This window comes from Roseovarius sp., assembly GCF_965277045.1.
GTDB lineage: Bacteria > Pseudomonadota > Alphaproteobacteria > Rhodobacterales > Rhodobacteraceae > Roseovarius.
In genome coordinates this window covers 919,949-945,410 of record NZ_OZ255712.1, presented here as the reverse complement: position 1 = coordinate 945,410, position 25,462 = coordinate 919,949, and the positions used below count along the sequence as shown (strand labels likewise).

The 25,462-nt window shown below is 65.4% G+C and carries 30 protein-coding genes; 7 read left to right on the top strand and 23 right to left on the bottom strand.

Annotated features, from left to right (window positions below; translation table 11 throughout):
- Nucleotides 1-81 precede the first annotated feature (81 nt).
- On the top strand, nucleotides 82-2,031 hold the full coding sequence (gene acs, locus ACQY4V_RS04630) for an acetate--CoA ligase (RefSeq protein ID WP_428515727.1): 1,950 nt from the start codon (nucleotides 82-84) through the stop codon (nucleotides 2,029-2,031).
- Nucleotides 2,032-2,121: 90 nt separating this feature from the next.
- Here acs and ACQY4V_RS04625 read toward each other — a convergent pair whose 3' ends face one another.
- The gene (locus ACQY4V_RS04625; RefSeq protein WP_428515726.1) at nucleotides 2,122-3,003 is read right to left on the bottom strand and encodes a DMT family transporter; all 882 of its coding nucleotides are present in this window, start codon (nucleotides 3,001-3,003) and stop codon (nucleotides 2,122-2,124) included.
- A 236-nt stretch (nucleotides 3,004-3,239) separates the two neighbouring features.
- Here ACQY4V_RS04625 and ACQY4V_RS04620 point away from each other — a divergent pair, with 236 nt between their 5' ends.
- Both ACQY4V_RS04620 and ACQY4V_RS04615 read left to right on the top strand, forming a co-directional pair.
- Complete coding sequence (locus ACQY4V_RS04620) at nucleotides 3,240-4,286, top strand: DMT family transporter (RefSeq protein ID WP_428515725.1); 1,047 nt, start codon at nucleotides 3,240-3,242, stop codon at nucleotides 4,284-4,286.
- Between the two features lie 55 nt (nucleotides 4,287-4,341).
- Nucleotides 4,342-4,605 (top strand): glycine zipper 2TM domain-containing protein, encoded by a 264-nt coding sequence (locus tag ACQY4V_RS04615; RefSeq protein WP_428515724.1) that lies wholly within the window; start codon nucleotides 4,342-4,344, stop codon nucleotides 4,603-4,605.
- Nucleotides 4,606-4,672: 67 nt separating this feature from the next.
- On the opposite strand, the gene queF is transcribed toward ACQY4V_RS04615, so the two are convergent.
- From queF to ACQY4V_RS04570, 9 genes are all read right to left on the bottom strand, one after another.
- Nucleotides 4,673-5,137, bottom strand: coding sequence for a preQ(1) synthase (queF, locus tag ACQY4V_RS04610; RefSeq protein ID WP_428515723.1), 465 nt, complete (start codon nucleotides 5,135-5,137; stop codon nucleotides 4,673-4,675).
- An 11-nt stretch (nucleotides 5,138-5,148) separates the two neighbouring features.
- Nucleotides 5,149-5,877: a 7-carboxy-7-deazaguanine synthase QueE gene (gene queE, locus ACQY4V_RS04605; RefSeq protein ID WP_428515722.1), complete on the bottom strand. Its 729-nt coding sequence runs from the start codon at nucleotides 5,875-5,877 to the stop codon at nucleotides 5,149-5,151.
- A complete protein-coding gene (locus ACQY4V_RS04600) occupies nucleotides 5,874-6,230 on the bottom strand; it encodes a 6-pyruvoyl trahydropterin synthase family protein (RefSeq protein WP_428515721.1) in 357 nt (118 codons plus the stop codon). The genes queE and ACQY4V_RS04600 overlap by 4 nt, the downstream gene beginning before the upstream one ends.
- A complete protein-coding gene (gene queC / locus ACQY4V_RS04595; RefSeq protein WP_428515720.1) occupies nucleotides 6,230-6,922 on the bottom strand; it encodes a 7-cyano-7-deazaguanine synthase QueC in 693 nt (230 codons plus the stop codon). Before queC ends, ACQY4V_RS04600 begins: the two co-directional genes overlap by 1 nt.
- 49 nt (nucleotides 6,923-6,971) lie before the next feature.
- Nucleotides 6,972-8,360, bottom strand: a complete 1,389-nt coding sequence (locus ACQY4V_RS04590) for an MATE family efflux transporter (protein WP_428515719.1) — start codon at nucleotides 8,358-8,360, stop codon at nucleotides 6,972-6,974.
- 114 nt (nucleotides 8,361-8,474) lie between these two features.
- On the bottom strand, nucleotides 8,475-9,395 hold the full coding sequence (locus ACQY4V_RS04585) for a nickel/cobalt transporter (protein ID WP_428515718.1): 921 nt from the start codon (nucleotides 9,393-9,395) through the stop codon (nucleotides 8,475-8,477).
- Nucleotides 9,380-10,018, bottom strand: a complete 639-nt coding sequence (locus ACQY4V_RS04580; RefSeq protein WP_428515717.1) for a DUF1007 family protein — start codon at nucleotides 10,016-10,018, stop codon at nucleotides 9,380-9,382. The genes ACQY4V_RS04585 and ACQY4V_RS04580 overlap by 16 nt, the downstream gene beginning before the upstream one ends.
- Nucleotides 10,019-10,210: 192 nt before the next feature.
- Complete coding sequence (locus ACQY4V_RS04575) at nucleotides 10,211-11,014, bottom strand: hypothetical protein (RefSeq protein WP_428515716.1); 804 nt, start codon at nucleotides 11,012-11,014, stop codon at nucleotides 10,211-10,213.
- 34 nt (nucleotides 11,015-11,048) lie between these two features.
- Nucleotides 11,049-11,360: an ETC complex I subunit gene (locus ACQY4V_RS04570; protein ID WP_152495949.1), complete on the bottom strand. Its 312-nt coding sequence runs from the start codon at nucleotides 11,358-11,360 to the stop codon at nucleotides 11,049-11,051.
- Nucleotides 11,361-11,582: 222 nt separating this feature from the next.
- On the opposite strand from ACQY4V_RS04570, the gene uvrB reads away from it, so the two are divergent.
- Nucleotides 11,583-13,784, top strand: coding sequence for an excinuclease ABC subunit UvrB (gene uvrB, locus ACQY4V_RS04565; RefSeq protein WP_428515715.1), 2,202 nt, complete (start codon nucleotides 11,583-11,585; stop codon nucleotides 13,782-13,784).
- A gap of 2 nt (nucleotides 13,785-13,786) precedes the next feature.
- On the opposite strand, the gene ACQY4V_RS04560 is transcribed toward uvrB, so the two are convergent.
- Together ACQY4V_RS04560 and ACQY4V_RS04555 are read right to left on the bottom strand one after the other, a co-directional pair.
- Entirely contained in the window at nucleotides 13,787-14,467 is a 681-nt protein-coding gene (locus ACQY4V_RS04560; protein WP_428515714.1) for a hypothetical protein, read from the bottom strand.
- A 178-nt stretch (nucleotides 14,468-14,645) separates the two neighbouring features.
- A complete protein-coding gene (locus tag ACQY4V_RS04555; RefSeq protein WP_428515713.1) occupies nucleotides 14,646-14,963 on the bottom strand; it encodes an antibiotic biosynthesis monooxygenase family protein in 318 nt (105 codons plus the stop codon).
- Nucleotides 14,964-15,262: 299 nt separating this feature from the next.
- Between ACQY4V_RS04555 and ACQY4V_RS04550 the strand changes: the two genes are divergently transcribed.
- Entirely contained in the window at nucleotides 15,263-15,757 is a 495-nt protein-coding gene (locus tag ACQY4V_RS04550) for a hypothetical protein (protein ID WP_428515712.1), read from the top strand.
- A gap of 60 nt (nucleotides 15,758-15,817) precedes the next feature.
- On the opposite strand, the gene ACQY4V_RS04545 is transcribed toward ACQY4V_RS04550, so the two are convergent.
- The 7 genes from ACQY4V_RS04545 to ACQY4V_RS04515 form a co-directional block, all read right to left on the bottom strand.
- On the bottom strand, nucleotides 15,818-16,567 hold the full coding sequence (locus tag ACQY4V_RS04545) for a hypothetical protein (protein ID WP_428515711.1): 750 nt from the start codon (nucleotides 16,565-16,567) through the stop codon (nucleotides 15,818-15,820).
- A gap of 75 nt (nucleotides 16,568-16,642) precedes the next feature.
- Entirely contained in the window at nucleotides 16,643-17,614 is a 972-nt protein-coding gene (locus ACQY4V_RS04540) for an SH3 domain-containing protein (protein ID WP_428515710.1), read from the bottom strand.
- Between the two features lie 180 nt (nucleotides 17,615-17,794).
- The gene (locus tag ACQY4V_RS04535; protein ID WP_152491944.1) at nucleotides 17,795-18,022 is read right to left on the bottom strand and encodes a zf-TFIIB domain-containing protein; all 228 of its coding nucleotides are present in this window, start codon (nucleotides 18,020-18,022) and stop codon (nucleotides 17,795-17,797) included.
- 157 nt (nucleotides 18,023-18,179) lie between these two features.
- Nucleotides 18,180-19,079 carry a DMT family transporter gene (locus ACQY4V_RS04530; RefSeq protein WP_428515709.1) on the bottom strand — a complete coding sequence of 300 codons (900 nt, stop codon included), beginning with the start codon at nucleotides 19,077-19,079 and terminating at the stop codon, nucleotides 18,180-18,182.
- An 88-nt stretch (nucleotides 19,080-19,167) separates the two neighbouring features.
- On the bottom strand, nucleotides 19,168-19,566 hold the full coding sequence (locus ACQY4V_RS04525) for a DUF4864 domain-containing protein (protein WP_428515708.1): 399 nt from the start codon (nucleotides 19,564-19,566) through the stop codon (nucleotides 19,168-19,170).
- 60 nt (nucleotides 19,567-19,626) lie between these two features.
- A complete protein-coding gene (locus tag ACQY4V_RS04520; protein WP_428515707.1) occupies nucleotides 19,627-20,070 on the bottom strand; it encodes a c-type cytochrome in 444 nt (147 codons plus the stop codon).
- Nucleotides 20,071-20,223: 153 nt separating this feature from the next.
- A complete protein-coding gene (locus tag ACQY4V_RS04515) occupies nucleotides 20,224-20,874 on the bottom strand; it encodes a DUF3047 domain-containing protein (protein WP_428515706.1) in 651 nt (216 codons plus the stop codon).
- Nucleotides 20,875-21,033: 159 nt separating this feature from the next.
- Here ACQY4V_RS04515 and ACQY4V_RS04510 point away from each other — a divergent pair, with 159 nt between their 5' ends.
- Together ACQY4V_RS04510 and ACQY4V_RS04505 are read left to right on the top strand one after the other, a co-directional pair.
- Nucleotides 21,034-21,216 carry a hypothetical protein gene (locus tag ACQY4V_RS04510; RefSeq protein WP_428515705.1) on the top strand — a complete coding sequence of 61 codons (183 nt, stop codon included), beginning with the start codon at nucleotides 21,034-21,036 and terminating at the stop codon, nucleotides 21,214-21,216.
- A gap of 65 nt (nucleotides 21,217-21,281) precedes the next feature.
- Entirely contained in the window at nucleotides 21,282-21,572 is a 291-nt protein-coding gene (locus ACQY4V_RS04505) for a hypothetical protein (protein ID WP_428515704.1), read from the top strand.
- Here ACQY4V_RS04505 and ACQY4V_RS04500 read toward each other — a convergent pair.
- The 4 genes from ACQY4V_RS04500 to ACQY4V_RS04485 all read right to left on the bottom strand — a co-directional run bounded on the left by ACQY4V_RS04500 (nucleotide 21,569) and on the right by ACQY4V_RS04485 (nucleotide 25,453).
- Entirely contained in the window at nucleotides 21,569-22,552 is a 984-nt protein-coding gene (locus ACQY4V_RS04500) for an Ldh family oxidoreductase (protein WP_428515703.1), read from the bottom strand. The two genes, ACQY4V_RS04505 and ACQY4V_RS04500, sit on opposite strands and share 4 nt — an antisense overlap.
- A gap of 35 nt (nucleotides 22,553-22,587) precedes the next feature.
- Entirely contained in the window at nucleotides 22,588-23,271 is a 684-nt protein-coding gene (locus ACQY4V_RS04495; RefSeq protein WP_428515702.1) for an ABC transporter ATP-binding protein, read from the bottom strand.
- Nucleotides 23,264-24,577, bottom strand: coding sequence for a lipoprotein-releasing ABC transporter permease subunit (locus ACQY4V_RS04490; protein ID WP_428515701.1), 1,314 nt, complete (start codon nucleotides 24,575-24,577; stop codon nucleotides 23,264-23,266). The genes ACQY4V_RS04495 and ACQY4V_RS04490 overlap by 8 nt, the downstream gene beginning before the upstream one ends.
- A gap of 366 nt (nucleotides 24,578-24,943) precedes the next feature.
- On the bottom strand, nucleotides 24,944-25,453 hold the full coding sequence (locus ACQY4V_RS04485) for a DUF2937 family protein (RefSeq protein WP_428515700.1): 510 nt from the start codon (nucleotides 25,451-25,453) through the stop codon (nucleotides 24,944-24,946).
- Nucleotides 25,454-25,462 lie beyond the last annotated feature (9 nt).

Below are 25,462 nucleotides of genomic sequence, written 5' to 3'. Positions count from 1 at the left end.
CCACCAGGAGGATGCCCGCCCCCGCCGTTTCATGGGCGGTGGCGGGCCTGCAAGACATTCAAGACCACCGAGGGAGGAATCATGTCCGATAAAACCTATGCCCCCAGTGCCGATTTCACGGCGAATGCCCATGTCGACGCGGCCAAGTATGACGAGATGTACGCGGCCTCGATCAAGGACCCCGAGGCCTTCTGGGGCGAGCAGGGCAAGCGCATCGACTGGATCAAGCCTTACTCCAAGGTGAAGGATGTCGATTACACCTACGGAAACGTCTCCATCAAGTGGTTCGAGGACGGCACGCTCAACGTCGCCGCCAACTGCATCGACCGCCACCTTGCCGACCGCGCCGACCAGACCGCCATCATCTGGGAACCCGACGATCCCAGCGACGACGCCCAGCACATCACCTACCGCCAGCTCCATGCCGAGACCTGCCGCATGGCCAACGTGCTCAAGAACCTCGGCGTCGGAAAGGGCGACCGCGTCGTGCTCTACCTGCCGATGATCCCCGAGGCGGCCTATGCCATGCTCGCCTGCGCCCGCATCGGGGCCATCCATTCCATCGTCTTCGCCGGCTTTTCCCCCGACGCGCTCGGCGCGCGCGTGAACGGCTGCGACGCCAAGCTCGTCATCACCGCCGACACCGCCCCCCGCGGCGGCCGCGTGACCAAGCTCAAGGACAACGTCAACCAGGCGCTCCTGCACGACACGACGGACGTCAAGTGCCTCGTGGTCAAGCGCACCGGCGATCCCATCGCCTGGCGCCGCGACCTCGATTTCTGGCTGCACGAAGAGGCCGAAAAGGTCGAGGACACTTGCGAGCCCGAGGAAATGAACGCCGAGGACCCGCTCTTCATCCTCTACACCTCCGGCTCCACCGGCCAGCCCAAGGGCGTCGTGCACACCACCGGCGGCTATCTGGTTTACGCCGCCATGACGCACGAGATCACCTTCGATTACCACGAGGGCGACGTCTACTGGTGCACCGCTGATGTGGGTTGGGTCACCGGCCACAGCTACATCGTCTACGGGCCGCTCGCGAACGGCGCCACCACGCTGATGTTCGAGGGCGTGCCGACCTATCCGGATGCCTCCCGCTTCTGGCAGGTCTGCGAAAAGCATAAAGTGAACCAGTTCTACACCGCCCCCACCGCCATCCGCGCCCTGATGGGCCAGGGCGACGAGTACGTCACCAAGTGCGATCTGAGCGACCTCAAGGTGCTGGGCACCGTGGGCGAGCCGATCAACCCCGAGGCCTGGAACTGGTACCACAATGTGGTCGGCAAGGGCACCTGCCCCATCGTCGACACCTGGTGGCAGACCGAGACCGGCGGGCACCTGATGACCCCCCTGCCCGGCGCCCACGCCACCAAGCCCGGCGCGGCGATGAAGCCCTTCTTCGGGCTGAAGTTCGAGGTGCTCGATCCCGAGAGCGGCAAGACGGTGGAGGGCAACCCCGCCGAGGGCGTGCTCTGCATCGCCGACAGCTGGCCCGGCCAGATGCGCACCGTCTGGGGCGATCACGAGCGCTTCATGAACACCTACTTCCAGCAGTACAAGGGCTATTACTTCACCGGCGACGGCTGCCGCCGGGACGAGGACGGCGACTACTGGATCACCGGGCGGGTCGACGACGTGATCAACGTCTCGGGCCACCGCATGGGCACCGCCGAGGTCGAAAGCGCCCTCGTCGCCCACGCCAAGGTCTCCGAGGCCGCCGTGGTGGGCTATCCGCACGACATCAAGGGCCAGGGCATCTACTGCTACGTCACGCTGATGGCCGGCGAGGAGCCCTCAGACGCGCTGCGCAAGGAGCTTCAGGACTGGGTCCGCCAGGAAATCGGCCCCATCGCCAAGCCCGACCTCATCCAGTGGGCCCCCGGCCTGCCGAAAACCCGCTCCGGCAAGATCATGCGCCGCATCCTGCGCAAGATCGCCGAAGACGACTACGGCGCGCTCGGCGACACCTCCACCCTCGCAGACCCCGACGTTGTCGACGACCTCATCGACAACAGAATGAACAAAAGCTGACCTCGTAGGGTGGGCATTCTGCCCACCGCACCGCGACACGGGGCCGGTGCCACAGGCGCCGGCCCAATTCGTTCCGCTCCCCCGTTCGTTTCAGCCCACCGCCTTCCGCGTGGCCAGCAGAACCCCCGTTCCCGCCAGCGCCATGCCGCCCCAGGCCACGGGCGGCATCACCTCGCCCAGAAGCGCCCAGGCCAATACCGCCGCGAGCGGCGGCACCAGGAAGAAGAGCGACGACACCCGCGCCACGTCCCCCGCCCGGATCATCGCCAGCAGAAGCCCCACGGCCACCAGCGAATTGCCCAGGACGAGGTAGACCATCACGCCGAGAAAGGGCCAGCCCCAAGTAATGCTCAGATCGTCCTGCAAGGCCAGTAACGGCAGGATCCCGACCAGGCCGACAGCATAGCCCACCAGGTTCGAGGTCACGGGATGATGCTGCACCCCGAACCGCTTTTCCCACAGCGATGCCGCGACGATGCCCCCAAGCCCGATCACCGCAAAGGCGAAACCCGCCACACTCGGCGGCTCCACCGCGGCGCGCGCCGCGATCACCACGCCGGCCCCCAGCAGGCCCAGGATCAGCCCGGACCATTGCTTCCAGCCCACCTGCTCGCCGGTCCAGCGCGGGGCGACAAGCGCCACCATGACCGGCTGCAAGGTCATCAGCAACGCCAGCGTGCCCGCTGCCACGCCGGAATCCAGCGCGTAGTAGGACATGCCGAAATAGACCGACTGGATCAGCAACCCGACCATGGCAAGGTGCCCCCATTCGGCGCGGGTTTTCGGCAAGGGCGGGCGCAACACCAGCCAGAGCGCCGCCATCACCGCCACCACCAGCGCAAACCGCATCGCCAGGATCACCATCGGCGCGGCATAGCCCAGCCCCGCCTTCGCCACCGCGTAGCCCCCCGACCACAAGACGAGGAAGATGACCGGCGCGAGCCGCAGCCAGATCGGGCGGACGGGTGACATCGGAAAGGCGCGTCCTCGTGGTTGATCCGACGCCCGTTATGGGCCGCACCAGCCCCAAGGGACAGCGCTTTCTGTCGAGAATCAGGGCGGTCTGGTCCGGTCACGCATCCGAACCTGTCCCATTGACGACACCGCGTCGCCAACAGGCAAGACACGTGCCGCTGTTGCGTACGACGCTTCACGCGCCGGCACGACCGGCATTCCGATATCCAAACGAAGATCCATCACGGAGTTTCATGTCGGCAGGCACCTATCCCTCGTCGCAGCACGCGGCCATGGCGGCTCCCTCGCAGGCCACGCACGGCATTTTCTGCGTCGGTCTCGGAATGCTGTTCTTCGTGGGCCAGGACGCTCTGATGAAGGTGCTTCTGACCAGCTATCCGATCTGGCACCTGCTCTTCGCCCGCTCGGTCATCTCGGTTGCCGTGCTCGTCCCGCTGATCCTGTGGCTGGGGGGACCGTACCGGCTCTTCACACCGCTCTGGCCGGTGCACATGCTGCGCGGGCTTCTTTTCGCCACCGGCTTCTCGCTTTATTACGCGGCCTTCCCTTTCATGGGCCTCGCCGAAGTTTCGACCATCTTCTTCTCCGCGCCCCTGATCGTGGCGCTTCTGGCGGCCATCTGGCTGGGCGAAACCATAGGTCCCCACCGGATCATCGCGCTCGCCGTCGGCTTCACCGGCGTCGTGATCGCCATCAACCCCACCGCGGATGCGCTCAGCTGGGTTTCCGTCCTGCCTCTGGCCTGTGCGGTCTTCTATGCGGTGGGTCAGGTCCTGGCGCGGCGGATCGGGGACCGCGAGACCTCCCTGACGCTGGGCCTGCACACGCTGGTCTTTGCCGGCGTCTTCATCCTGCCCATGGGCTGGCTCGTCAACCTGCTGGTTCCCGTCTCACTCACGCATCCGCACCTGGCTCTCGGCCGCCCCGAGGATCTTGCGGCGAACTGGCATGTCGTGGTTCTTCTGGGCCTCGCGGGCATGCTCGGCTATATCCTGCTGTCCCGCGCCTACCAGGTGGCCAGCGCGAGCCTGGTCGCGCCATTCGACTACAGCTATCTGCCCATGGCCACGCTGCTGGGCTACCTGCTGTGGGGCGAGGTCCCTTCCGTCGCGACCTTCTGGGGCATGGGGCTGATCGTCGGGTCCGGTTTATACCTCGCCTACCGCGAGCTTCGCGCCTCCAGACACCGGCCCGATCCGTCGCTCGTCGGCGAAAGCGTTTTTCCGCCGACAGCGGTCCCACTTACGCAGATTCACGCGGATGAAAATGATGTGACCTGACATGGAACCCTGAGGCCCTAAGCTCGTTAAGGGTACAGCAAAAGGAAGAGGACCCATGAAAAAACAGATTACAGCCCTTGTGACCGCAGCCGCTCTGACAGTGACCGCCTGCGATACGCTGACCAATGAAGAGCAAGGCGCTCTGATCGGGGCCGGTGCAGGTGCCGTGGCCGCACAAGCTTTCGACGCTAACCTCGGCTGGACCGTAGTTACCGCCGCAGCTGGTGCCGCCGCCGGTGCGCTGATCGCACGCAACCAGCGGACCAACCAGTGTGCCTACGCGGACGGTCGCGGCGGCTACGTGACGCGCCCCTGCTAAGCACCAGAAAATTCGTCGAATTTTCTAGCCCCAGATTCTTCATACGAAGAATCTGGGGTTCCTCGTTTCAGCCCCGGCCGCGATAGGGCGGCACGCCCTGATCCGGCACCCAGACCCCCTGCGGCATCTCGCCGGTCTGCCAGAAGACGTCGATCGGAATCCCCCCGCGCGGATACCAGTACCCTCCGATCCGCAGCCATTGCGGCTCCAGAAAATCCACCAGCCGTCGCGCGATAGAGATCGTGCAATCTTCGTGGAACGCGCCATGATTGCGAAAGCTTGTCAGGTACAGCTTCAGCGACTTGCTTTCCACCAGCCACCGCCCCGGCACGTAATCAATGACCAGATGCGCGAAATCCGGCTGGCCGGTCATCGGGCAAAGCGAGGTGAACTCCGGCGCGGTGAACCGCACGTTATAGGCCACGTCGGCCTGCGGGTTCTCGACACGCTCCAGCTCGGCCTCCTCCGGGCTTTGCGGCACTTTCGTCTCGCCGCCCAACTGCCTGAGATTACTGTAGATATCGTCGCTCATTCCGTCCTCCGTCAGACGCCGCGCATGTTGCCCCACAGGGTCACGTGCAATTGCGGCAGCACCCGTGCGTCATACCACTTTTCTTCCGTCACCCGATCCACCAGCCAGCGCATCCGCGCTTCCAGCCCCTCGCGGTCGACCGTCGCCGTGTCGTCATCGGGCGGCGGGGGCGTATGGTTGCCCGGTTGCAGGTAGACCGGCAGGTGCGGAAACATCGCCGCCGCCTCGCGCGCATAGGCGAAATCCGCCTCGTCGAACACGACCAGCTTAAGGATCGTCTGCGTGCCTTGCCCCGCCTCGACGCATTCGGCCACCAGACCCCAGTCCGTCACCATCCCGCTCGACGGCGGCTTGGGCGACAGCACCAGCATGTCCAGCGCCTCAAACCAGCCGCGCACGACCGACCCCTGCGTTTCCATGGCAAAGTAGCACCCCTGCTCCTGCCCCAGACGGATCAGCTCCGCCATCGGCTGGATCGCCGGATTGCCTCCCGACAGCGTGATCAGGATCGGCGTGCCCCCCGACAGCCGCGCCACCTCCTCCATGATCGCCTCGGGCGTCATCGGCTTCCACGTCTCGCGATAGTCGTCGTCCACCGCGTGCATGCTGTCGCACCACGAGCACCGGAAATCACAGCCCCCCGTGCGCACGAACACCGTCGGCTGCCCGATCAGCGCGCCCTCGCCCTGGATCGTCGGCCCGAAGATCTCGGACACGCGAATGAGGCGCTTGTCGCTCAAGGCCGATACTCCGCCCAGGTCTTCGGCGTCTCGCTCACCTTCGCCGCCGTCACCTCGGGCCAGCGCGCACGACACCAGTCATGGAAATGTTTCGCCAGCCGCTCGGCGGTCACGCAATCATCCCCAAGAACATCGTTCAGGTGCCGGTGATCCAGCGTCTCATCGACATACCGCTTGAACGCGCCCAGATCGTGGTAATCCCGTACGAACCCGTGCGCATTCAACGCCTCGGCCCGCAATTCGATCACGACCACGTAATTGTGCCCATGCAGCCGCGCGCATTGATGGTCCTCCGGCAACCCGTGCAACTGGTGCGACGCGGAAAAGTGAAACTCCTTGGTGATCGTGTACATCACGCCACCCCCGTCGCCGCTTTCCAGAACTGCGCATCGGCATAGGCGGTCGGGTCCGCGACCCCGGCCAGGTGAAACGCCTCGCGCCGCTCCACGCACGTGCCGCAGCGCCCGCAATGCACGTCCCCGCCCTTGTAGCACGACCATGTCTCGCCAAAGGGCGTTCCCCACTTCGCACCCTCGGTCACGATATCCGCCTTCGACCCGGTCAGGAACGGCGTATAAAGCTGCACCTCGGCCACGCCCTCCAGAGCCTCGTCCTGCATCGCCTGGAACGCCTCAACGAAGCCGGGCCGGCAATCAGCGTATATGAAATGATCCCCGCCGTGGACAGCGGCCGCTACCGCCTGCGCCTTTTCCGCCGCCGCCATGCCAAAGGCAATGGCCAGCATGATAGCGTTGCGGTTGGGCACGATGGTGATCTTCATCGTCTCTTCCGCATAATGCCCGTCCGGCACCTCGACATCATCGGTCAGCGCCGAACCCGACAGCGCCGCACCCACGCCCGAGATGTCCACAACCTTGTGCGGCACGCCGAGACGGCGCGCACAGGCCGCGGCAAATTCCACTTCCTTCAGATGCCGCTGGCCATAGTCGAAGGACAAAAGCCCCCGCAGCGTGCCCTCGCCCGCCACCTTGTGGGCCAGCGACACGGAATCAAGCCCGCCAGAGCAGATCACGATCGTATCCATAGATTTGGTCCTTGTTTTTTAACGCGGGTAGGCTGCGACCGCAGGGCGCTCACCTAGCGGGTTCGGCATCTTCTTGCAAGACCCGCGCCGCCACATTGCGCGCCGACCACCACCAGAACCGCCACATCAGGAAGACGCCCGCCAGCGCCAGCCCCACCGCCAGCCCCAGCCAGATGCCCACGCCGCCCCAGCCCAGCCAGAACCCCATGGCGTAACTGACCGGCACGCCGACGACCCAATAGCTGACGGCGGCGATCCACATCGGCACGCGGGTGTCCTGCACGCCCCGCAACAGCCCCAGCGCCATTACCTGCGCCGCGTCCACCAGCTGAAACAGCGCCGCCGCAGCCAACAGGCCCACGCCCACGGCGATCACCGCCGCGCGCTCTGGCTCCTCGGGGTTCAGGAACGCCGCGATCATCGGCTCCGGCACTGCCAAGAACAGCACGACCGTGACCAGGGCAAAGATGCCCGACAATGCCAGCACCACCTTCGCGCCGTCCCGCAATCCCGGCCCGTCCCCGCGACCGAACGCGTTGCCCGCCCGGATCGTGGCTGCATTGCTCAACCCCACATGCACCATGAAGGTCAGCGAACTCACCTGCAGCGCGATCCCGTGCGCCGCCAGCGCGATCGTGCCCAGCCAGCCCATCATCACGGTCGAGGCCGCGAACAACCCCACCTCGGCCAGGCTGGTGATACCGATCGGCCAGCCCAGGCGGAAGACCTGCCCGAACGCCTCTCGATCCGGCCGCCAGACCCGGGAAAACAGGGCGTGTTCCGGCGTCACCTTCGCGGCATAGACCGCCAGCGCAACAAAGCTCGCACTGGTCACCACCAGCGAGGCCACCGCAGCCCCCCGCACCCCCAGCTCCGGCGCGCCCCAATTGCCGAAGATCAGCGCGTAGTTCACCACCACGTTCAGCCCCACGGCCCCCACCGTGACCCAAAGCACCACCTGCGTGCGCTCCAGCGCTGCCAGGTGCGATTTCAACACCATGACCAGCAAGGCCGGAAACAGGGCGAACCCCACGATTTCCGCATATTCCCCGGCCAGTGCGGCGGTTCCCGCCTCCTGCCCCGTCGCCAGGAAAAGCGGTCCCGACCAGAGCATGACCGGCAACGCGCAGGCGGCAAAAAGCACCGAGGCCCAGCCTCCCATCCGCGTCACCCGCCGCACCTGTGTCTCGTCCCCCGCGCCTTGCGCCGCCGCCACCAGCGGCATCACCGCCCAGGCAAAGCCCGATCCGAAAATGAACAGCACGAAAAAGAGCGTGCCGCCCAGCACCTCTGCCGCCAGCGCCTCGACCGAGTACCAGCCCAGCATCAGCGCGTCAGTCAGCGTGATCGCCATCTGCGCCAAGTGGCTGCCCACCAGCGGCAGGCCCAGCTTCAGCGCGGCGCGCCCGTGCTCGCGATATGTCATCCCCCCGCTCATGGCACAGCCATTAGAGGCTTTCCCGCCCCGGAAAAACCCCTTTCGACCGGCCCGCCACGTTCCGCGCACCGCCCCGCTTTTTCTTGCCGAAAATACTCATGGCGCAACGGCGGCCTACAGCACCGCCGCCACCAGTTGCAGCGACACCGCGGCGATCAGCACTCCGGCAGCCATTTCGATCACCGGCAGGGCCTTGGCCCCCGCCCCGCCCGTCGCCAGCCGCGCCAGCACGCCTGTCCGAAGGCTGACGGCGGCCACCGCCACCACCATGGTCACGCTCGCCGTGCCCAGCCCCATGATGAAGGCGCCGGCGATGCCCGCCAGGTCGATCCCGAAGCGCCATGTCAGGATCAGCAGGAACAGTGCCCCGGTGCACGGCCGGATCGCCACCGCCCCCACCAAGACTGCCGCCTCGCGCCAGCTGTGCACCGACGCTGCCTCCTCCACGCTCGGCCCGTGCCGATGCCCGCAGGTCGAACAGATACCGTCACCGTGATCATGTGTGTGGTCGTGAGCACGGGTATGCCCATGGCCATGCCCCCGCGCCCGCCACAGCTTCATTGCCCCGCGCAGCACCAGCCACAAACCCACCAGCGCAATCGCGCCATAGCTCACCGCCGCCAGCGTCCGGTCCGCCAGCCCCGTCACCGCCTCGCGCCCCAGCCCCAGCGCGTAAAGCCCCGCATAGACCAGCAGCACCGCCGCCGCCGCCTGCGCCAGGCTCGACGCCAGCGCCAGGCCCACCAGCCGCTTGACCGGCACCGCCCGCCCCACGCCGTACCCGCCGATTAGCAGCTTGCCATGCCCCGGCCCCGCCGCGTGAAAGAACCCGTAGGCGAAACAGATCCCCCAAAGACCCACCAGCGCCCCGGCCTTTCCGGCCCGCAGTTTCTGCAGGTAGCCTGCCATTGCCTGCTGCACCTCGCGTTGCCCCTCCAGCGCCCAGGCCTGCAACTCGTACGCGCCGCCAAAGCCCCACAGCCAGACCGCCAGCGCCACAACCCCAAGGCCAAGTGCCGTCACGACCCCGCGCATGTCACCTCGGCGGCAAAGGCATAGTGGACCCCGACCTTGGCCTCCTCGAAGAACATCTCATCGTCGCTGTTGCCCATCTCGGCCACCCGCGCATCGGCCGCCCCCTTGTCCGGCGGCACGATCCGCGCCGTGCAGCCCTCGGGCAGACCCTCCACCCCCACAAGGCTCAGCGACGCATAGTAATAGGGGTCATACGGCTCCAGCCGCAGCATCTCGCCCGCATCGAGCTCCAGCGCCTCCACCGGACGCCGATGCCGCGTGACCAGCGCGCCGTCCCGCATCCCGACCGACAGCGCCTCGGCCGGTCCAAGCTCCAGCGCGCCCTCCGCGTCATGGGCAAAAAGCGCCCCGTCGAACCCCTCGGGCCAGTCCTCGAGGTCGAACCCCAGCAAGAGGGCTTTTTCCTCTTCCGTCAGCACAAGATCGGCATCCGGATCCAGGCCCCGATCGCTCAGCACCAGCATGGTGAAGAGCGGATCGTAGACCCAGGTCACTTCGATCGCGTCGACGCGCCCTTCGGCATCGGTCTCGAGTGTCAGCGTCACGTTGACGAAGACATGCGGATGCGCCCGCGCCATCGGCGCGGCGATCAGGCAGCAGATCAGGATCAGGCCACGCCACATGGTCCAAAGCTCTAGGTCCTGACCGCCCCCGCCGCAAGGGCGGCGTCGCACGCCATTTGCCGCCACCGGAAAATGCGCATTTTCCGGCCCATTTCCTGCGCAGGAGATGGCCCCGGCCGCCCCCGTCGCGCACTTCTCGCGGGATCACGGAGACAAACCGATGGGGCTTGCCGCCTGTCCGCCTCTTACCTCTCAGTCCCGCGCGGGCAGCAGCGCCGCATCGAACTGCCCCGAGGACGCGGCAAAACTCTGAGCCCACAGCCCCGCCTCCGCATCGCCCGTCGCCAGGTCCAGAACCCTGTTCGATGCCGCCACGGCGTTCAGCCAGACTATCACCCCCTCGCGCTCCGCCACGCCGCAATAGCGCAGCGCGAACCAGTCCGGGGCAAGCTTTCCATGCTTGCGCCTCGGCCGGCGCATCACGGCGGCCCCGAACGCCAACAGGCCGGGCCTGCCCAGCTCCGGGTGATCGAAGATCGCGTCCAACGCCCCGGTCAGCACCTCCAGCGCCCAGCCGCCGCACAGCAACGTCTCCAGCAGCGCCGAAGGCGTGTAAACCGCCCCCTCCTCTGTCGTGTCGGCCCATGCGAAATGCCACATCATCGCCCGCGCCCACGCGTCCAGAACCGCGCGCTCGTCCAACGTGAACAGCGCCGGGTTCGCCCGCACCGCATCCCCGAACCGCAAGAGTTCCGTGCCCACGCCGATGTCATCGACCAACGCGTCCTCGGCCATGATCTCCAGGTATCGCGGCAGGAACAGCCTGAGGTCGTCCAGATCCGCCGGCACCCCATGCGCCGAGTGGGAATAATCCCGGACCTGCGCCACGCTCAGCCGGTCGTTCCGCGTGGCGACGATCGCCTTGCGCGCCGCCTCGGTCATGCAGACAGGGCACAGGCACACCTCGAGCTGCGCACTCACATGCCCGCGCCCGAACGCGTCATAGGCGGCCTCGACCGCCCGCAACAGCTCTGCCTTGTAGGGTCCGTCCGTCACCGGCCCGCTCTCCGGCGCAGCCAGTGCAACCGCCTCAGTGGGTCCAGGCGCCCCGGCGATTGGTGGCGAAATTCTCGCCATAGCCGCCCTTGCGGATGTTGGGCTTGCGCTTGTGCGGCTCGGCCACGACCACGTCGATGCCGTGCTCCTTGGCGTATTCCAGCGCCGCCTCCTTGCTGGCAAAGCGCAGCTTGACCTGCGCCTGCGTGTCCGACGAACTGGTCCAGCCCATCAGCGGATCGACGTCGCGCCCGGACTCGTTCACATGCTCCAGCACCCAGGAATTGCTGTTGCCCTGCCCCGATTGGGTGGCAGTCCGCGCGGGCTGGTAGATACGTGCTGGCATGGCGTCTCTCCATTCTGGTCTTGCCTCCCCGATTACCCCAAGCGCCCCTCATGTCACAAGAGGCCATTTGCGCGCGCCCCCCGGCTTTTTCTTGCTGAAAATACTCGAATCCCGACGCTTGCCCCTGACAAAACCCGTCACCATTGCGGGCACCGCACCCGGCCCGGCTTGAACTCGGGCGCGCAGGCAACAACTCTAGGGCAAGTCTCAAGGATTCGCCCCATGCCCTACGCCCATTCCGACAAGTCCACCGCCCTGATGCACGCTCCCGCCCCCGACGTGAAGGCGCGCGAGAAGCTGGAGGGCGGCAAGCGGTTCGAGATGGTGACCGAGTTCTCGCCCGCCGGCGACCAGCCCACGGCCATTGCCGAGCTTTCCGCGGGCGTCAACGACGGCGAGCGCGACCAGGTCCTTTTGGGCGCCACCGGCACCGGCAAGACCTACACCATGGCCAAGGTGATCGAGGAAACCCAGCGCCCCGCCATCATCCTCGCCCCCAACAAGACCCTTGCGGCCCAGCTCTACGGCGAGTTCAAGAATTTCTTCCCCAACAACGCCGTCGAGTATTTCGTCTCCTATTACGACTACTACCAGCCCGAGGCCTACGTGCCGCGCTCGGACACGTATATCGAGAAGGAATCCCAGATCAACGAACAGATCGACCGGATGCGCCACTCCGCCACCCGCGCGCTTCTGGAACGCGACGACGTGATCATCGTGGCCTCGGTCTCCTGCATCTACGGCATCGGCAGCGTCGAGACCTACGGCGCCATGACGCAGGACCTCAAGGTCGGCTCCGACTACGACCAGCGCGCCGTGATGGCCGATCTCGTCGCCCAGCAATACCGCCGCAACGACCAGGCGTTCCAACGCGGCTCGTTCCGGGTGCGCGGCGACAGCCTCGAGATTTTCCCCGCCCACCTCGAAGACCGCGCATGGAAGTTGAGCTTCTTCGGAGAGGAGCTTGAATCCATTACGGAATTCGACCCTCTGACAGGTGAGAAAACCGGCAGTTTCGACCAGATCCGCGTCTACGCCAACTCGCACTACGTGACGCCGAAACCGACGATGCAGCAGGCCATCATCGGCATCAAGAAAGAACTGCGCACCCGCCTCGACCAGCTTGTCGGCGAAGGCAAACTGCTCGAGGCGCAACGGCTGGAGCAACGCACCAACTTCGACCTCGAAATGCTGGAAGCGACCGGCGTCTGCAACGGCATCGAGAACTACTCGCGCTACCTGACGGGCCGCGCCCCGGGCGAGCCGCCCCCCACGCTGTTCGAGTTCATTCCCGACAATGCGATTGTTTTCGCGGACGAATCCCACGTATCCGTCCCCCAGATCGGCGGCATGTACAAGGGCGACTACCGGCGCAAGTTCACCTTGGCGGAGCACGGCTTCCGCCTGCCCAGCTGCATGGATAACCGCCCCCTGAAGTTCGAGGAATGGGACGCCATGCGCCCGCAATCGGTCTTCGTCTCCGCCACCCCGGCGAAGTGGGAGATCGAGCAGACCGGGGGCGTCTTCACTGAACAGGTCATCCGCCCCACCGGCCTCTTGGATCCGCAGGTCGAAATCCGCCCGGTCGAGATGCAGGTGGACGACCTGCTGGACGAGGTGCGCAAGGTCTCGCAGGCCGGCTACCGCACGCTGGTGACCACGCTCACCAAGCGCATGGCCGAGGACCTGACCGAGTATCTGCACGAACAGGGCATCCGCGTGCGCTACATGCACTCCGACATCGATACCATTGAAAGGATTGAGATTCTCCGCGACCTGCGCCTTGGCGCCTTCGATGTGCTGATCGGCATCAACCTCTTGCGCGAGGGGCTCGACATCCCCGAATGCGGCCTCGTCGCCATTCTCGATGCGGACAAGGAAGGCTTCCTGCGCTCCGAGACCTCTCTGATCCAGACCATCGGCCGCGCCGCGCGCAATGCCGAGGGCCGCGTGATCATGTATGCCGACCGCATGACCGGCAGCATGGAACGCGCCATCGGCGAGACCAACCGCCGCCGCGAAAAGCAGATCGCCTATAATGAAGAACGCGGCATAACCCCCGAGACGATCAGGAAAAACGTCGAGGATATCCTGCAGGGCCTCTACAAGGGCGACGTCGACATGAACCGCGTCACGGCCAAGGTCGACAAGCCCCTCGTCGGCGCCAACCTGCAGGCCCATCTCGACGGCCTGCGCACCGAGATGCGCAAGGCGGCCGAAAACCTCGAATTCGAGGAAGCCGCCCGCCTGCGCGACGAGGTCAAGCGCCTCGAGGCCGTCGACCTCGCCGTCCACGACGACCCCCTGGCCCGCCAGTCCGCGGTCGAGGCCGCGTCGGACGCCGCCACGAAGTCACAGGGGCGCTCGACGGCCGGCAGGCCGGGGCAGCGGGGCGGGAATGTGAAGCGGAGGACTAAAGGATGAGCCTAGTTCTCACGTAATTTCACTACAACGTCCGAGTAGAATTTCAAGGCTGTACGCAGCGAACCCAACGAAATTGTAAAACTATCACTAAGGTCTATCTTCCATTTTTCTTTAATATACTTGCGATCTGTGGCGTTAAACTTGTTAGTACCGCCGTGAACCAAAGCGTTTCTACGGGAATACAACCAATCTGCATAACCAATGACGCTTTGCGGGATTTTCTTGTTATGGTTCGCTATTTTTGATTCATGTATCTTACCTTTGTTTGGATCGACCCTTAGTTCGTTGAAAAACCACTTCTCATCCGGCTTTGTCGCCAATACGAGGTGGTTCACTTTAGCAGAATGTCGCTCACGCAAAAGCCGCGTGCGCAAGCCTTCTTGAAGACGATCGCGAAGCACGTCGTTTAGTTTATCGCCGTGCAACAAGTACTCAATAAGCTGTGCTTCCGTGATTGGACTGTCAGCAACCTTCAGTGCTCGCCCGCGAAAATATTCGGCTTCGCAATTCTCAAGGATGCAGTAATCAATCATCGAGTCGAAGCGGTCAACTACATTGGTGTATAATAACTTTTGGATATGACGTCTGCTTGCATCCTTCTTTAGAGCAGCGATTTCTTCGATTGCTGGCTCAATTTCTTTATTGAGAAAGCTTTCGAACATCTTTGCAGGTTCTAGTTCCATTTACTGCCTCTACATTATTTTTTCTGACAAAGAAGTTTCTTAATATTGTCGCAAAACGAAAACTTTGAAGCCTTCTGTTAGTCAGTTTCGACGTGCGCTCGCGCGAGCGCGACAATTTTTATTAAGTTCAAATTGCGCTGTTTTCAATGGAAACCGATTTGAAGCAACCGGACCCCACTCAAAACACCCCCGCCACCTCGTACATCACCGGCTCGAACCGCGAGCACATGGCCGCGAATTCCCGGTTCCGCTTCCGCATCTCCTCACTCCGCAACATCGCCTGGAAATCCTCCCGGCTGTCCCATTGTGAGTAATTGGCGATCCGCGTCTGCGCATCGTTCACATGCAGCGCGGCGGCGATGAATCCCGTCTGCTTCGAGATAAACCCCGCATAGGCCGCCTCCAGCGCCTCCAGCAAATCCGCGCAGGTGCCCGGCGAGCATTCGAACGTGGTGACGACAGTCTGGCACGTGGCCCCGGCCTCGATCTTCAACATGGGCGATTCCTCCTCGCGTAAAGCCTAGCACAGCCCCGCCCCAAAACGAGGTCGTATCCACCAGCCGCACCCGCATGCCCTCGTTCACCTGCTCCTGCCCCGGCACAGGCGGGCCCTCAGCGTTGCCCCGCGACGGCGCTCGCCACCGTCTCCTGGCCGCGCGTCGGATCACGACGGCACGTTTCCGCCGATTTCTGAACTGCGCGGGAACCGGCCAAGCCGATACGCGGTTATGTCGCCGAACGCCTGGAGGGGTGCGCCACGGGGCCACCCGACGTTCGCAAAGAAGGAGTTGAATGATGAAATCGTTTCTCAGAACCACCGCGCTGGCAGCCGTGCTGTCCCTGCCGCTCGCCGCGACCGCCGCAGAAACCGCCGTGTCCGACATTTCCGTCGAGGCGGACCTGAGCTCCATCCAGAACGCCACCGCCGCCAGTGTCTGGGCCAACCTGCCCGCCGACCTGCAAAACACCCTCGCCGTCCGACTGGCCAACCAGATCGCCCCCGAGGGCGAGGACGGCGCCGACATCATGATCGACATCACCTCGGTCGAACTGGCCTCGTCCTTCGAGAACGTGGCGAACCTCGCCGACTCGCGGATCACCGGCGACGTCATCATCGAACGGGCCGGCTCCGACTATGACGAGGCCTACACGCTGACCGTCAGCGCCGAGCAGGCCGCTGTCCTGCTGCCGGCGGGCGCGGATATCATGCTGCTCACCCCCGGCAGCATGGAATTCTACACCGCGATGGTTGACGCGTTCGCCGGCAACATCGTCGAGAAGTTGCAGTAAAGCACCGAACCCAGGATGCGCCGCCCGCCCCGCGATGGCTCCGGGGCGGGCGGTGCCACTTCAGACCCGCAGCGCCCGGTCCGACAGCTTTTGGAAATAAGGCGCATGATGGTGCAGGTAGTCCCGCAGATGCGGCGCGGTCTCGACCAGCGCCTCGAATTCCATCTCCTTGCGCAGCATCTCTTCGGGGTCCGCCGTACGGATGCCTGATGACGTGCTGGCCTCTTCGTGCCATGCGCTGACATGCTCCCAATCCTCGGGCGGGGCCTGCCAGTTGAACGCGGCCTCGGTATAGTCCAGCCCGATCCGCGCCCACAGCGCACGCATGATGCCCTTGGGGTCGGCCCGCACCGCCTCGGCCTCGATCACCACCGGTGACAGGCCCGCCTCCTCCGCCGCCTGGTAAAGCTGCCATTGCGCCTCGATACCGACTTCCTCGCGCGTGAAATCCGGGTCCAGCTTGTGATAGCTCAGAAGCGACGCCACAGGCGGACGCACCAGGAACACATGCGTGATCCGGCGCAGCATCTCCGGGTCTTCCAGCATCCGCGGCACCACGTAGAACGCCATGTCCTTGAAAAAGACCGGCCCGCTCTCGGCCCGTTCCCGCAGCATGTCGCAGATGCCCTCATAGCTTGTCGGATGCCCCGGCACCGGCTCGAAGCCGGGAAAGTCACGCCCCTGGCCCACGTAATAGTCGTACATGAACGGCTCGTGCAGCACGTCCAGATCGCCGCGTTCGCGCATGATCCGTTCCGTCGCCGTGGACATCGAGCGGGGATGCGCCCAAAGCGCGATGATCTTGTGCATACGAAAGCCCTCCTGCCCGGACCCTACAAAGAGCGCGCGGCAGGTGCTAGGGCTTTGTCGAGCCGGGATTTCCTGTCAGAGCGATCCCTCGTCGGTCAGTGACATGGGCCGCGTGGTCGAGCCATCGCGATAGGCGATGCATTGCCACGGCGCCTGGCCCGCCCCCACGCCCACGATCACCTCGGTACCGGCCTCGGAAAACGTCGAACTCAGCAGGACCACGTCGGCGTTGCCCGTCTCTTCCGTCACCGCTTTCAGGCACGCCTGCGATGCGGCATCCGGCATGTCCGTGGCCTGCGCAGCCGCGCCGCTCGCCGCCCCGGTCGTGCCTGCGGCGGGATCGTCGCTGCCTTCCACAAGGTAGTCGCCCGCGGCCCATCCCTCGACCCCCGGATCGGCCAGCGTCGCCACCCGGCACCAGCGCCGCGCCTCTTCCATCCGGCAGCCCAGGTTGCGAACGTTCTGCCCGTTGTTCAGCGTCGTCACCACGGCTGCACCGCCCGAAGGCTCCGCGCGCAGGTTCAGCACGCCACCGCCCGAGGTCGCCACGCGGTAGAAATTCGGCCCGCCCTGCAGCCCGTCTGCATAGTCGTTCTGCACCACGTCACCGGTCGCGCCCTCGATGCTGATTGTCAGGCTATAATCAGACACTTCCTCGCGCCGTGCGGCACTGCGCATCATGTAGACCGAAATCGTGTAGGTCCCCGACGCAGGCAGCACCCCGTCGAACCGGTTCAGGTCGGGCACCATCTCACCCATCGTCCCGGCATTGGCAATTGCCTCGTCGCCCGGCCCCTTGCCGGGGGCATAGACGTTGAAATAAGTAGCCAGGTTCGATGGCTCCAGCCGCACCTGCATCCGCTGTCCGGCCTCCGCGCCCAGGGTATAAAGCACGCTTTCATACCCGGTGATCCTGTCGGTGATCGTCGTGCCGCTGGTGCCTGCGGCGAAGCGCACCGTTTCCGTCCGCGCCTCATCCTGCGCCACCAGGGCGGCGGGTGCGCCACAGGCCATCGCAATTGCGAAAAAAAGATTCCGAGTATTCATCAGGGACCTCCCTCCACTGAAATCATGCAGCAAAAGGCCCTGAAACATATAGAGGTAACGCGTTTACGAAAAGAATACGGCCTGTCCGCCGAGCTAAGGACAAGCCCATCATAGCACATTCCACGCCCCAGCGACCAAAGATCGGGCCAATGGCCGGCGCGGCAAATCCGCCGCGCGGCTTCAGAAGTCGAACAGGTCCTCCAGGAACCCGCCGCGCTTCTTGCGCTTCTCGGGGCGACTGTCGGCCTGCCACACGCGGGCATCCGGCGCCTCGGGCGTGGTCCGCTCGATGATCTTGTCCAGCTCGCCCCGGTCCAGCCACACACCGCGGCATTGCGGGCAATAGTCGATCTCGACACCGGCGCGATCGGTGATCACCAGCGTTTCTCCGTCAACCGGGCATTTCATCGGGCAGTCCTCCTGTAACCAAACTGATGGCCTTCCAGATGGGCATCGCACGCCGGTTTCTCAAGCCTCTGCGCAGGACATGGCACCGCGCAGGCGGCATGCCGCACACCACGTGACACGATGGTCCAAGGCCGCGCCTCCTCCGCCGTGACATGGATCACCCACGCCGCAGCACCCGCCCGTCCGTCACCAACAGCCCCAGCGCGATCAGGCCGAAGCCACCCCAGGCCGCAGCCCCCAGCCGCTCGCCCAGGAAGGCCGCGCCAAGTCCCGCCGCAAAGGGCGGGATCATCAGCGTCACCAGCATCAGGTTCGCCGCCCCCGCCCGCCGCAGGATGGCAAAGTAAAGCAGGTAGGCCAGCGCCGTCGACAATGCCGCAACCGACAAAAGCGCCGCCCAGACATACCCCGACAGGTCGAGGCGCGGTACCCCGTCCACCCAAAGCGCCACCGGCAGCATCAGGACGCTCGATCCCATCAGCATGCCCAGCGCATTCACCTGCGGCGGCTGACCCGCCAGTGCTCGCTTGGCCCAGACGCTCGCCAGCGCATAGCTCATCGCCCCTCCAAGCACCGCCAGCTGCGCAAGGTTGCGCAAATCCACCCCGCGCAGCAGGTCCGGCCCCATGATCGCCGCCACGCCCATCAGCCCCAGCAACGCCCCCACGATCTTGCGCGGCAACAGCGGCTCGTCGCGCAACAGCAGCCCCGCCACCACCGCGCCGAAGACCGCCGTCGTACCGTTCAGGATCGACGCCAGGCCGCTTTGCAGCTCCACCTGCGCCCAGAAGATCAGCGAGAACGGAATCGCGTTGTTCAGCGCCCCCATCACCAGGTATGCGCCCCACACCCCTGGCGCGCGCGGCAACCGCAGCCCCAGCACGCACACGACGCCCAACAGGATCGGCACCGCCCAGAAAACCCGGTGCAGTGCGATGGTCAGGGGCGGCACCTCTGCCAATGCGATTTCGGCGAAAAAGAACGACCCGCCCCAGACAGCGGCCAGTGACAGCAGCATCAGGGCCGAGGCCGTGGATATCGAAGGGCTTGTGGTCATGCCCCTTGCTGGCACGCCCGCAAAACCGGCACGACCCGTTTCTTGCGGGAAGCACCGCCCCGTCAGCTATTCACGGAGAATGCCGCGCTCAGGCCATTCCCTCGCCGGTGCGCTTGAGACGCACACCGTTGATCTTCCAGCCGCCGGGGCCCTGGATCATCTCGTATTCCAGCTCGTGGTACACGCCGTCCGCGCCCCGGATCAGCACGTCCTGCATCAGCGCATCGCCCTCGTCCCGCTCGCCCAGGAACTCGACCTCCGCAGGCCGCCAGACCATCGGATAGCCGTTGCGCACCATCTGCCCGAACCGCTCGGACGAGCCGAAGATGCCCTGGATCATCGGGCTGGCATGGGTAAAGGCGGTGTCGAAATCGTCCTGCTGAAACGCGTCCAGCTGGTCCGATATCACCTGCCGCGCCGCATCATCCGCGCGGGCTGGCAGGGCCATCAGGAAAACCGCCACGACAAGGCAAAGAAAACGGGTCATGGGAAAACTCCTTTAAGCAGGAGATAGCCCGCATCGCCCCCGCATCAAACGCGGGCCACGTCACTCCGCCTGCAAGCTCTCCAGGAACACGATCAGATCGGCCACCGGCTGAGACACCATGACCGGCTGACCCGCCCCAGTGCGCGCCGCCACCTGCCCGGTCGTATCGAAGAAATCGCCATAGACCGGCATGCTCGATCCGTGCGCCACCAGCGGGTCGCGCCCGTCGATCCGCTGCGCCACCCGCTCGACGGGAAAGGCGCCGCCATGGCGCGCGGTCAGCGTCGTCAGGTCCGAAGGCTGCACCAGCAGCACTTCGCGCATCGGGCCCCGGCCATCCGCCTGCGGCCCGTGGCAACTGACACAATGCTGCGCATAAAGCGCGGCACCCGCTCCGGCATCCCCCTCCGCCAGAACCGGCACCGCGCCAAGGACCAGACTTGCAACCGCCCCGCTCAGCCGCAGGTGTCTGGCCGAAACCTTCTGCAAACCGAACATTTTCATGCGCTCCTCCGGGCGTTTGGCGCCGCCGCGCTCCGCGACCGGAATTTGTGCTCCGGCACGACTCAAACGGCGTACACTGGCCAGTATGCACCGATCCAAGCACGCGCACCTTGACATGGATCATGCGGGCGCAGTTCTCGCTCCCACGGTGCCCTAGCGCACCTGCAACCCCGAGATCCGGGCCTGGATCACGCTGTCAGTGTCATCACTGTCTCCGGACACAGCCAAGCCCACCAGCGACGTCGCCTGCCCGCCGAACGCACGGGCGTAATCAGCCGCCAGATCGACGCTTTCGCGCGCCTCGCCCGTGCCCGCGCCGCGCAGCACCACCGTCTTGCCCCGCGCGCCCAGATAGGGGCTGTTCAGTACCGCGCCCCGCGCGTGCTCGCCACCCCAGACATAGACCAGCACCCGCACATCGTCGTTCGACAAGAGCCGAGTCACGCGGCTGCCCCGCACGCGTTCGGCCTCGGCTTCGGGCAGAAACACGAAATAAAGCGCCAGGTTGCGGTCGTCGCCGCCCTTGCGGGCCAAGTTGGTGGGCGGCACGCTTTGCGACACCTGCCAGCTCCACGAGGCGCCACTGGCCTGCCACGCGCTCTTTGGCAATTCGCGGTAAAGCAGCGACACCGCGCCGTCCGACGCCACGTCCAGCGCGCCGCCCCTCCGCGCATACTCATTCCTCGAAAACAGCGAGAACCGCTGATGTTTCCAGCTTTCGTCAAACGTCACCGGCGCGGACCATGCGGCAGGCGCCGGAAGACAGGTCAGGGCGGCCAGGGCGGCCGGCAGAACAAAACGCATAACATTTCCTCCTCATGACCCTCAGTGACCTAGCTGGCCCGCCCGTACACGCCAGTCACCCTTGCGTGAGCCCCGGATCACGCAGCCCGGCGGTTGAACCCATCCGGCCCCGGCCCCGACCCATCTGCAACCGCCGAAACCACGAAGGACACGCCGCCCATGCCACCGCCTCTCGCCTTTGCCTGGAAACCTGTCCTGCGCCTCGGCGCCAGCCTGCTTGTGATGGCCCTCACCGCGCCCGACGTCCACAGTGCCGCCCTGCCCTGCGACCCGGCACTGGACCGGCTGCCGCCCCCCGGTGCCCGGGCCGCTCCGGACGACACCTGCGACCTGACAGCCTGAAACCGCTCTTCTGTTTTCGGTGTTCACGCCCTATATTTCTGGTGTCAGACAACAGGAGCCTTTTGATGCACCGCGTCCTAACCATGACAGCCCTCTGCGTCAGCCTTGCCGGCGCCGCCCTCGCACAGGAGTACGACGAGCCCGACCCGGCCGATCTGGTGCCGTCCCATTTCAGCGCCGCCACCTTCGCCGAACTCGATCAGTACGATCTTTACGACGTGACACTGGCGCTCAAGCGCGGTCGCGACATCCGGTTGGCCGATTGCACCCCGTCGCAAAGCCGTGCCATCATCGAGGCCTCCTACGACCGCCGCGCCCCCGCGATGGACATGCTGCGCGCCACCTGCTCCGGTTAATCCGCGCCCGCCAGCCGCTGCGCCAGCGCCCAGGCGTCGGGGTCGACCTTCACCGGGTCTTGCACCGCGCGCGCCTGCCCCGGCATCCGCGCGCCCTCGTCCCGCTGCACCGCTTCGGACACTTGGCGGAGCCGGTCAAAGAACGCCCCGCCCGACACGTCCGGGTCCATGATCAGGTAGAAATCCCCGATATCATGCGGATCGCCCTCGGGCGCTTTCAGCGGCCCCAGGTCCACGCCCGCGCGGCTGCCGGTCATGCCCGCCGCCAGCAGCTCCGCCATCAGGCCGAACCCCCAGCCCTTATAGCCGCCCATGCTGACCAGCGAGCCTTTCAGCGCCGCCTCGGGGTCGGTCGTGGGCTTGCCCTCGGCATCGACGGCCCAGCCTTCGGGGATGGTCTCGCCCGCCGCCTTGGCCATGGTGATCTTGCCCAGCGCCACGGTGGTGGTGGACTGGTCGAACAGCATCGCCACCCCGCCCTTGCCATCCGGCACGGCGAAGGAAATCGGGTTGGTGCCAATCACGCGATGCTTGCCCCCCGGCGGCGCCACCACCGGCGTCGCGTTGGTCATCCCCAGAACGATGAACCCTGCCCGCGCGATCTGCGCCGTAAAATAGCCCAGGCTGGTGCAGGTATGCGCATGACAGACTGCCAGGCTGATCGTGCCCGTCTCGCGCACGGCCTTGACCGCCTCGGGCAGCGCTTTAGAGAAAGCCGCCTGTGCAAAGCCGAATTTCGCATCCACCTCGACCACGCCAGGCCGCGGCTTGCGCACCTCCGGCACGGCGTCGCTCTTGACGCGCCCCGTCCGCAACTGCTGGCAATAGCTTTCGAGGTAATAAAGCCCGCAGATGCGGTTGCCCAAACCTTCCGCCTCGCGCACCGCCGCCGCCACTTCGCCCGCGATCCAGTCCTGCGCACCATGCCTCACCAGGGCCGCCTTCGCCGTCGCCTCGATCTCGTCCAGCGATACCTGCATCGCACCCCCTGTTTTCGCTTGCGTAGGGTGGGGTTTCACCCCAACACAATCCGCCCGGCTTCCAACTTCACAACCCGGTCCATCCGCGCGGCCAACTCCAGGTTATGCGTCGCGATCAGCGCCGCCAGCCCGGTGCCCCGCACCAGCTCCATCAGCGCCGCGAACACCTGGTCCGACGTGCCGGGGTCCAGGTTGCCCGTCGGCTCGTCCGCCAGCAGCAATCGCGGGCTGTTGGCCAACGCCCGGCAGAACGCCACCCGCTGCTGCTCGCCGCCCGACATGGCACTGGGCCGATGCCCGGCCCGGTCGGCAATGCCCACCTGCGTCAGCAACTCGGTCGCCCGCGCCTCGGCCACCTTGCGGCTGATCCCGTCGGCCAACTGCGGCAGCACGATATTCTCTTGGGCCGTGAACTCCGGCAACAGGTGGTGAAACTGGTAGACGAACCCCACCTCCTGCCGCCGCATGATCGTCCGCCGCCGGTCCGACCGGCCCACCATGTCCTCGCCGCCGATCTCGACAACGCCCGCATCTGCGGTGTCCAGAAGCCCCGCAATATGCAACAGCGTCGACTTGCCCGCCCCCGAAGGCGCCACCAGCGCCACCATCTCGCCCGCGCCGATCGTCAGGTCGATGCCCGACAGAACGCTCACCTCGTTGGCCTTGCCCTTGTTATAGGCCTTCTCGACCCCCGCCAGCCTCAGCATCGCTTCACTCATAGCGCAGCGCCTCCACCGGGTTCATCCGCGCCGCCCGCCGGGCCGGGAAAATCGTCACCACGAAGCTCAGGAACAGCGACAGGCCCACCGCGCTCATCACATCCCAGAATTCCAGCTTGGCGGGCAGGAAATAGATCCCCCGCGTGTCCGGCGTCCAGATCGGCTGATCGCTGAAACTGTCCAGGATGCCGAAGATCTGGTCGATATAGACAGCAAAGAGACAGCCCAGAACCGTGCCCATCACCGTGCCGATGATGCCGATAAAGGCCCCGCACATGAAGAACACGCGCAGGACAGACCCCTCGGTCAGCCCCATCGTCCGCAGGATGCCGATGTCCCGCCCCTTGTTCTTGACCAGCATGATCAAACCGCTGGTGATATTCATCGCCGCGATCAGCACGAGGATCGACAGGATGATGAACATCACGTTGTCCTCCACCTCCAGCGCCCGCAGAAACCCGCTACTGGAATCGCGCCAAGTCCAGATCTGCGTGTTGTCCCCGGCGGCGCGCAACAGGTCCAGCGACATCTCGTTCACCCGCTCGGGCTCCTCGATCATCACCTCGATCTCGTCCGCCTTGCCCTCGCTGTTGAAGAAACTCTGCGCCTCCTCGAACGGCAGGTAGACGCGCACCTTGTCGATGTCGTACCGCCCCGCGCTGAATACATAGACCACGTCATAGGCATTCACCCGCGGGCTGGTCCCCAGCGCGGTGCGGTTGCCGGTGGGGTTGATCACCTTGATCTTGTCGCCCACCCCGATCCCCAGCGTGCTGGCCACGCCCGACCCGATGGCGATGGGAAAGACGCCCGTCTCGGCCGAGTCCTGCGAGAAATCCTCGATATCGCCCTGCGCCGTCTCGGGATCCGCGATCCGCGGCAGGCCCTTCAGGTCGTCCAGCGCGATGCCGAAGACCTCAATCCCCGCGTTGCGGTCACGCACGCTGGCCAGGACCTGGTTCTTGATCAGCGGTGCGGCGCGCGTGACGCCCTCGACCTGCCGCAACCGCTCGGCCATCGCCTCGTAATCGCCGATCTGCCGGTCGATGCGGCCCGTCTGCTGGTCCACCGTTCCGGCATTGTAGACCGTCACATGCGCATTCGACCCCAGGATCGTGTCCACGAACTCGGCCCGAAAGCCGGCGCGGACGGCCAGCGTGGCAATCAGCGCGAACACCGCCAGCGTGATCCCGATAAGGCTGATCCACGTCATGACGCTGACCCCGCCCTCGGCCCGCTTGGCCCGCAGGTAGCGCCACGCGATCATCGTCTCGAAGGCGGAAAACGGCTTGGGCTGAACTGCCACGATGGGGACCTCGGGTTCGTTATGCGTCTCTGCGGTGTATCCGGTGCCGGGATAAGGTCAACCCCGGTTTAGCAGAGGCGATTGCCGAATGTGGCGAAGCCCGCGCGGGATCAAGGCCGCAGGCCGCCGCGCGATCGCCCGCTGACCGAAAGGCGATTGCGTGCAATCGCCGAAAGGGGGGCCGCCCCCCGGTCTGGCGATTGGTTTACAAAGGCGCGTCGATCAAAAGTTCTGCGGAAGTGGCAGCCATAAAGTGCATTGAAGACCGCTCGGGTCGCCAGCCCGCGGTCTGGCAATCGCGCGGATCATCCGCTGCCTGATCAGACATTCTGACCGGCTCGAAGGTCTGCGCGTTCCGCGCCCCACCTACTCCGCCGGCGTCGCCACCGGCCTGCGCCGCACCATTCGGCCCAGGCCACCCAACAGCATCCCGATCAGCGTATACCCCGCCAGGAACCCGCCCAGGCCAAAGCCCGCTCCCGCCACCGTCGCAGGCACAGCAGGCTCGAAATCGCCCCAGGTCTTCTGCGCCAGTTCCGGGTCCAGGTACTGCCACCCGATCAGCGCCGCGCTGACCGAGTTGGTCGTCCCAAGGTGCTCCAGATGGGCAGACAACCGCTCATGCCGGATCAGAACCTGCCCCATGCTCTCGCTCCGAGCCTGTGCCATGGCAGTGCCGCGCGCAAGCTCGCTCAGCGCCGCGTCCCGGCTCAGGCCAAGCGCCGCGGCATCCGCATCGAACCGCTCCACCACCCAGGCCAATTCATCCACAGCGCCAGACAGGCGCTGCTTATACTGTTGGGAAAACTCAGGAAATTGCGACGCGGCCAGTGCACAGCACAGCCCGCCCGCCAGGGCCAGTCCCTTGGAAATCATTGCTCTGCC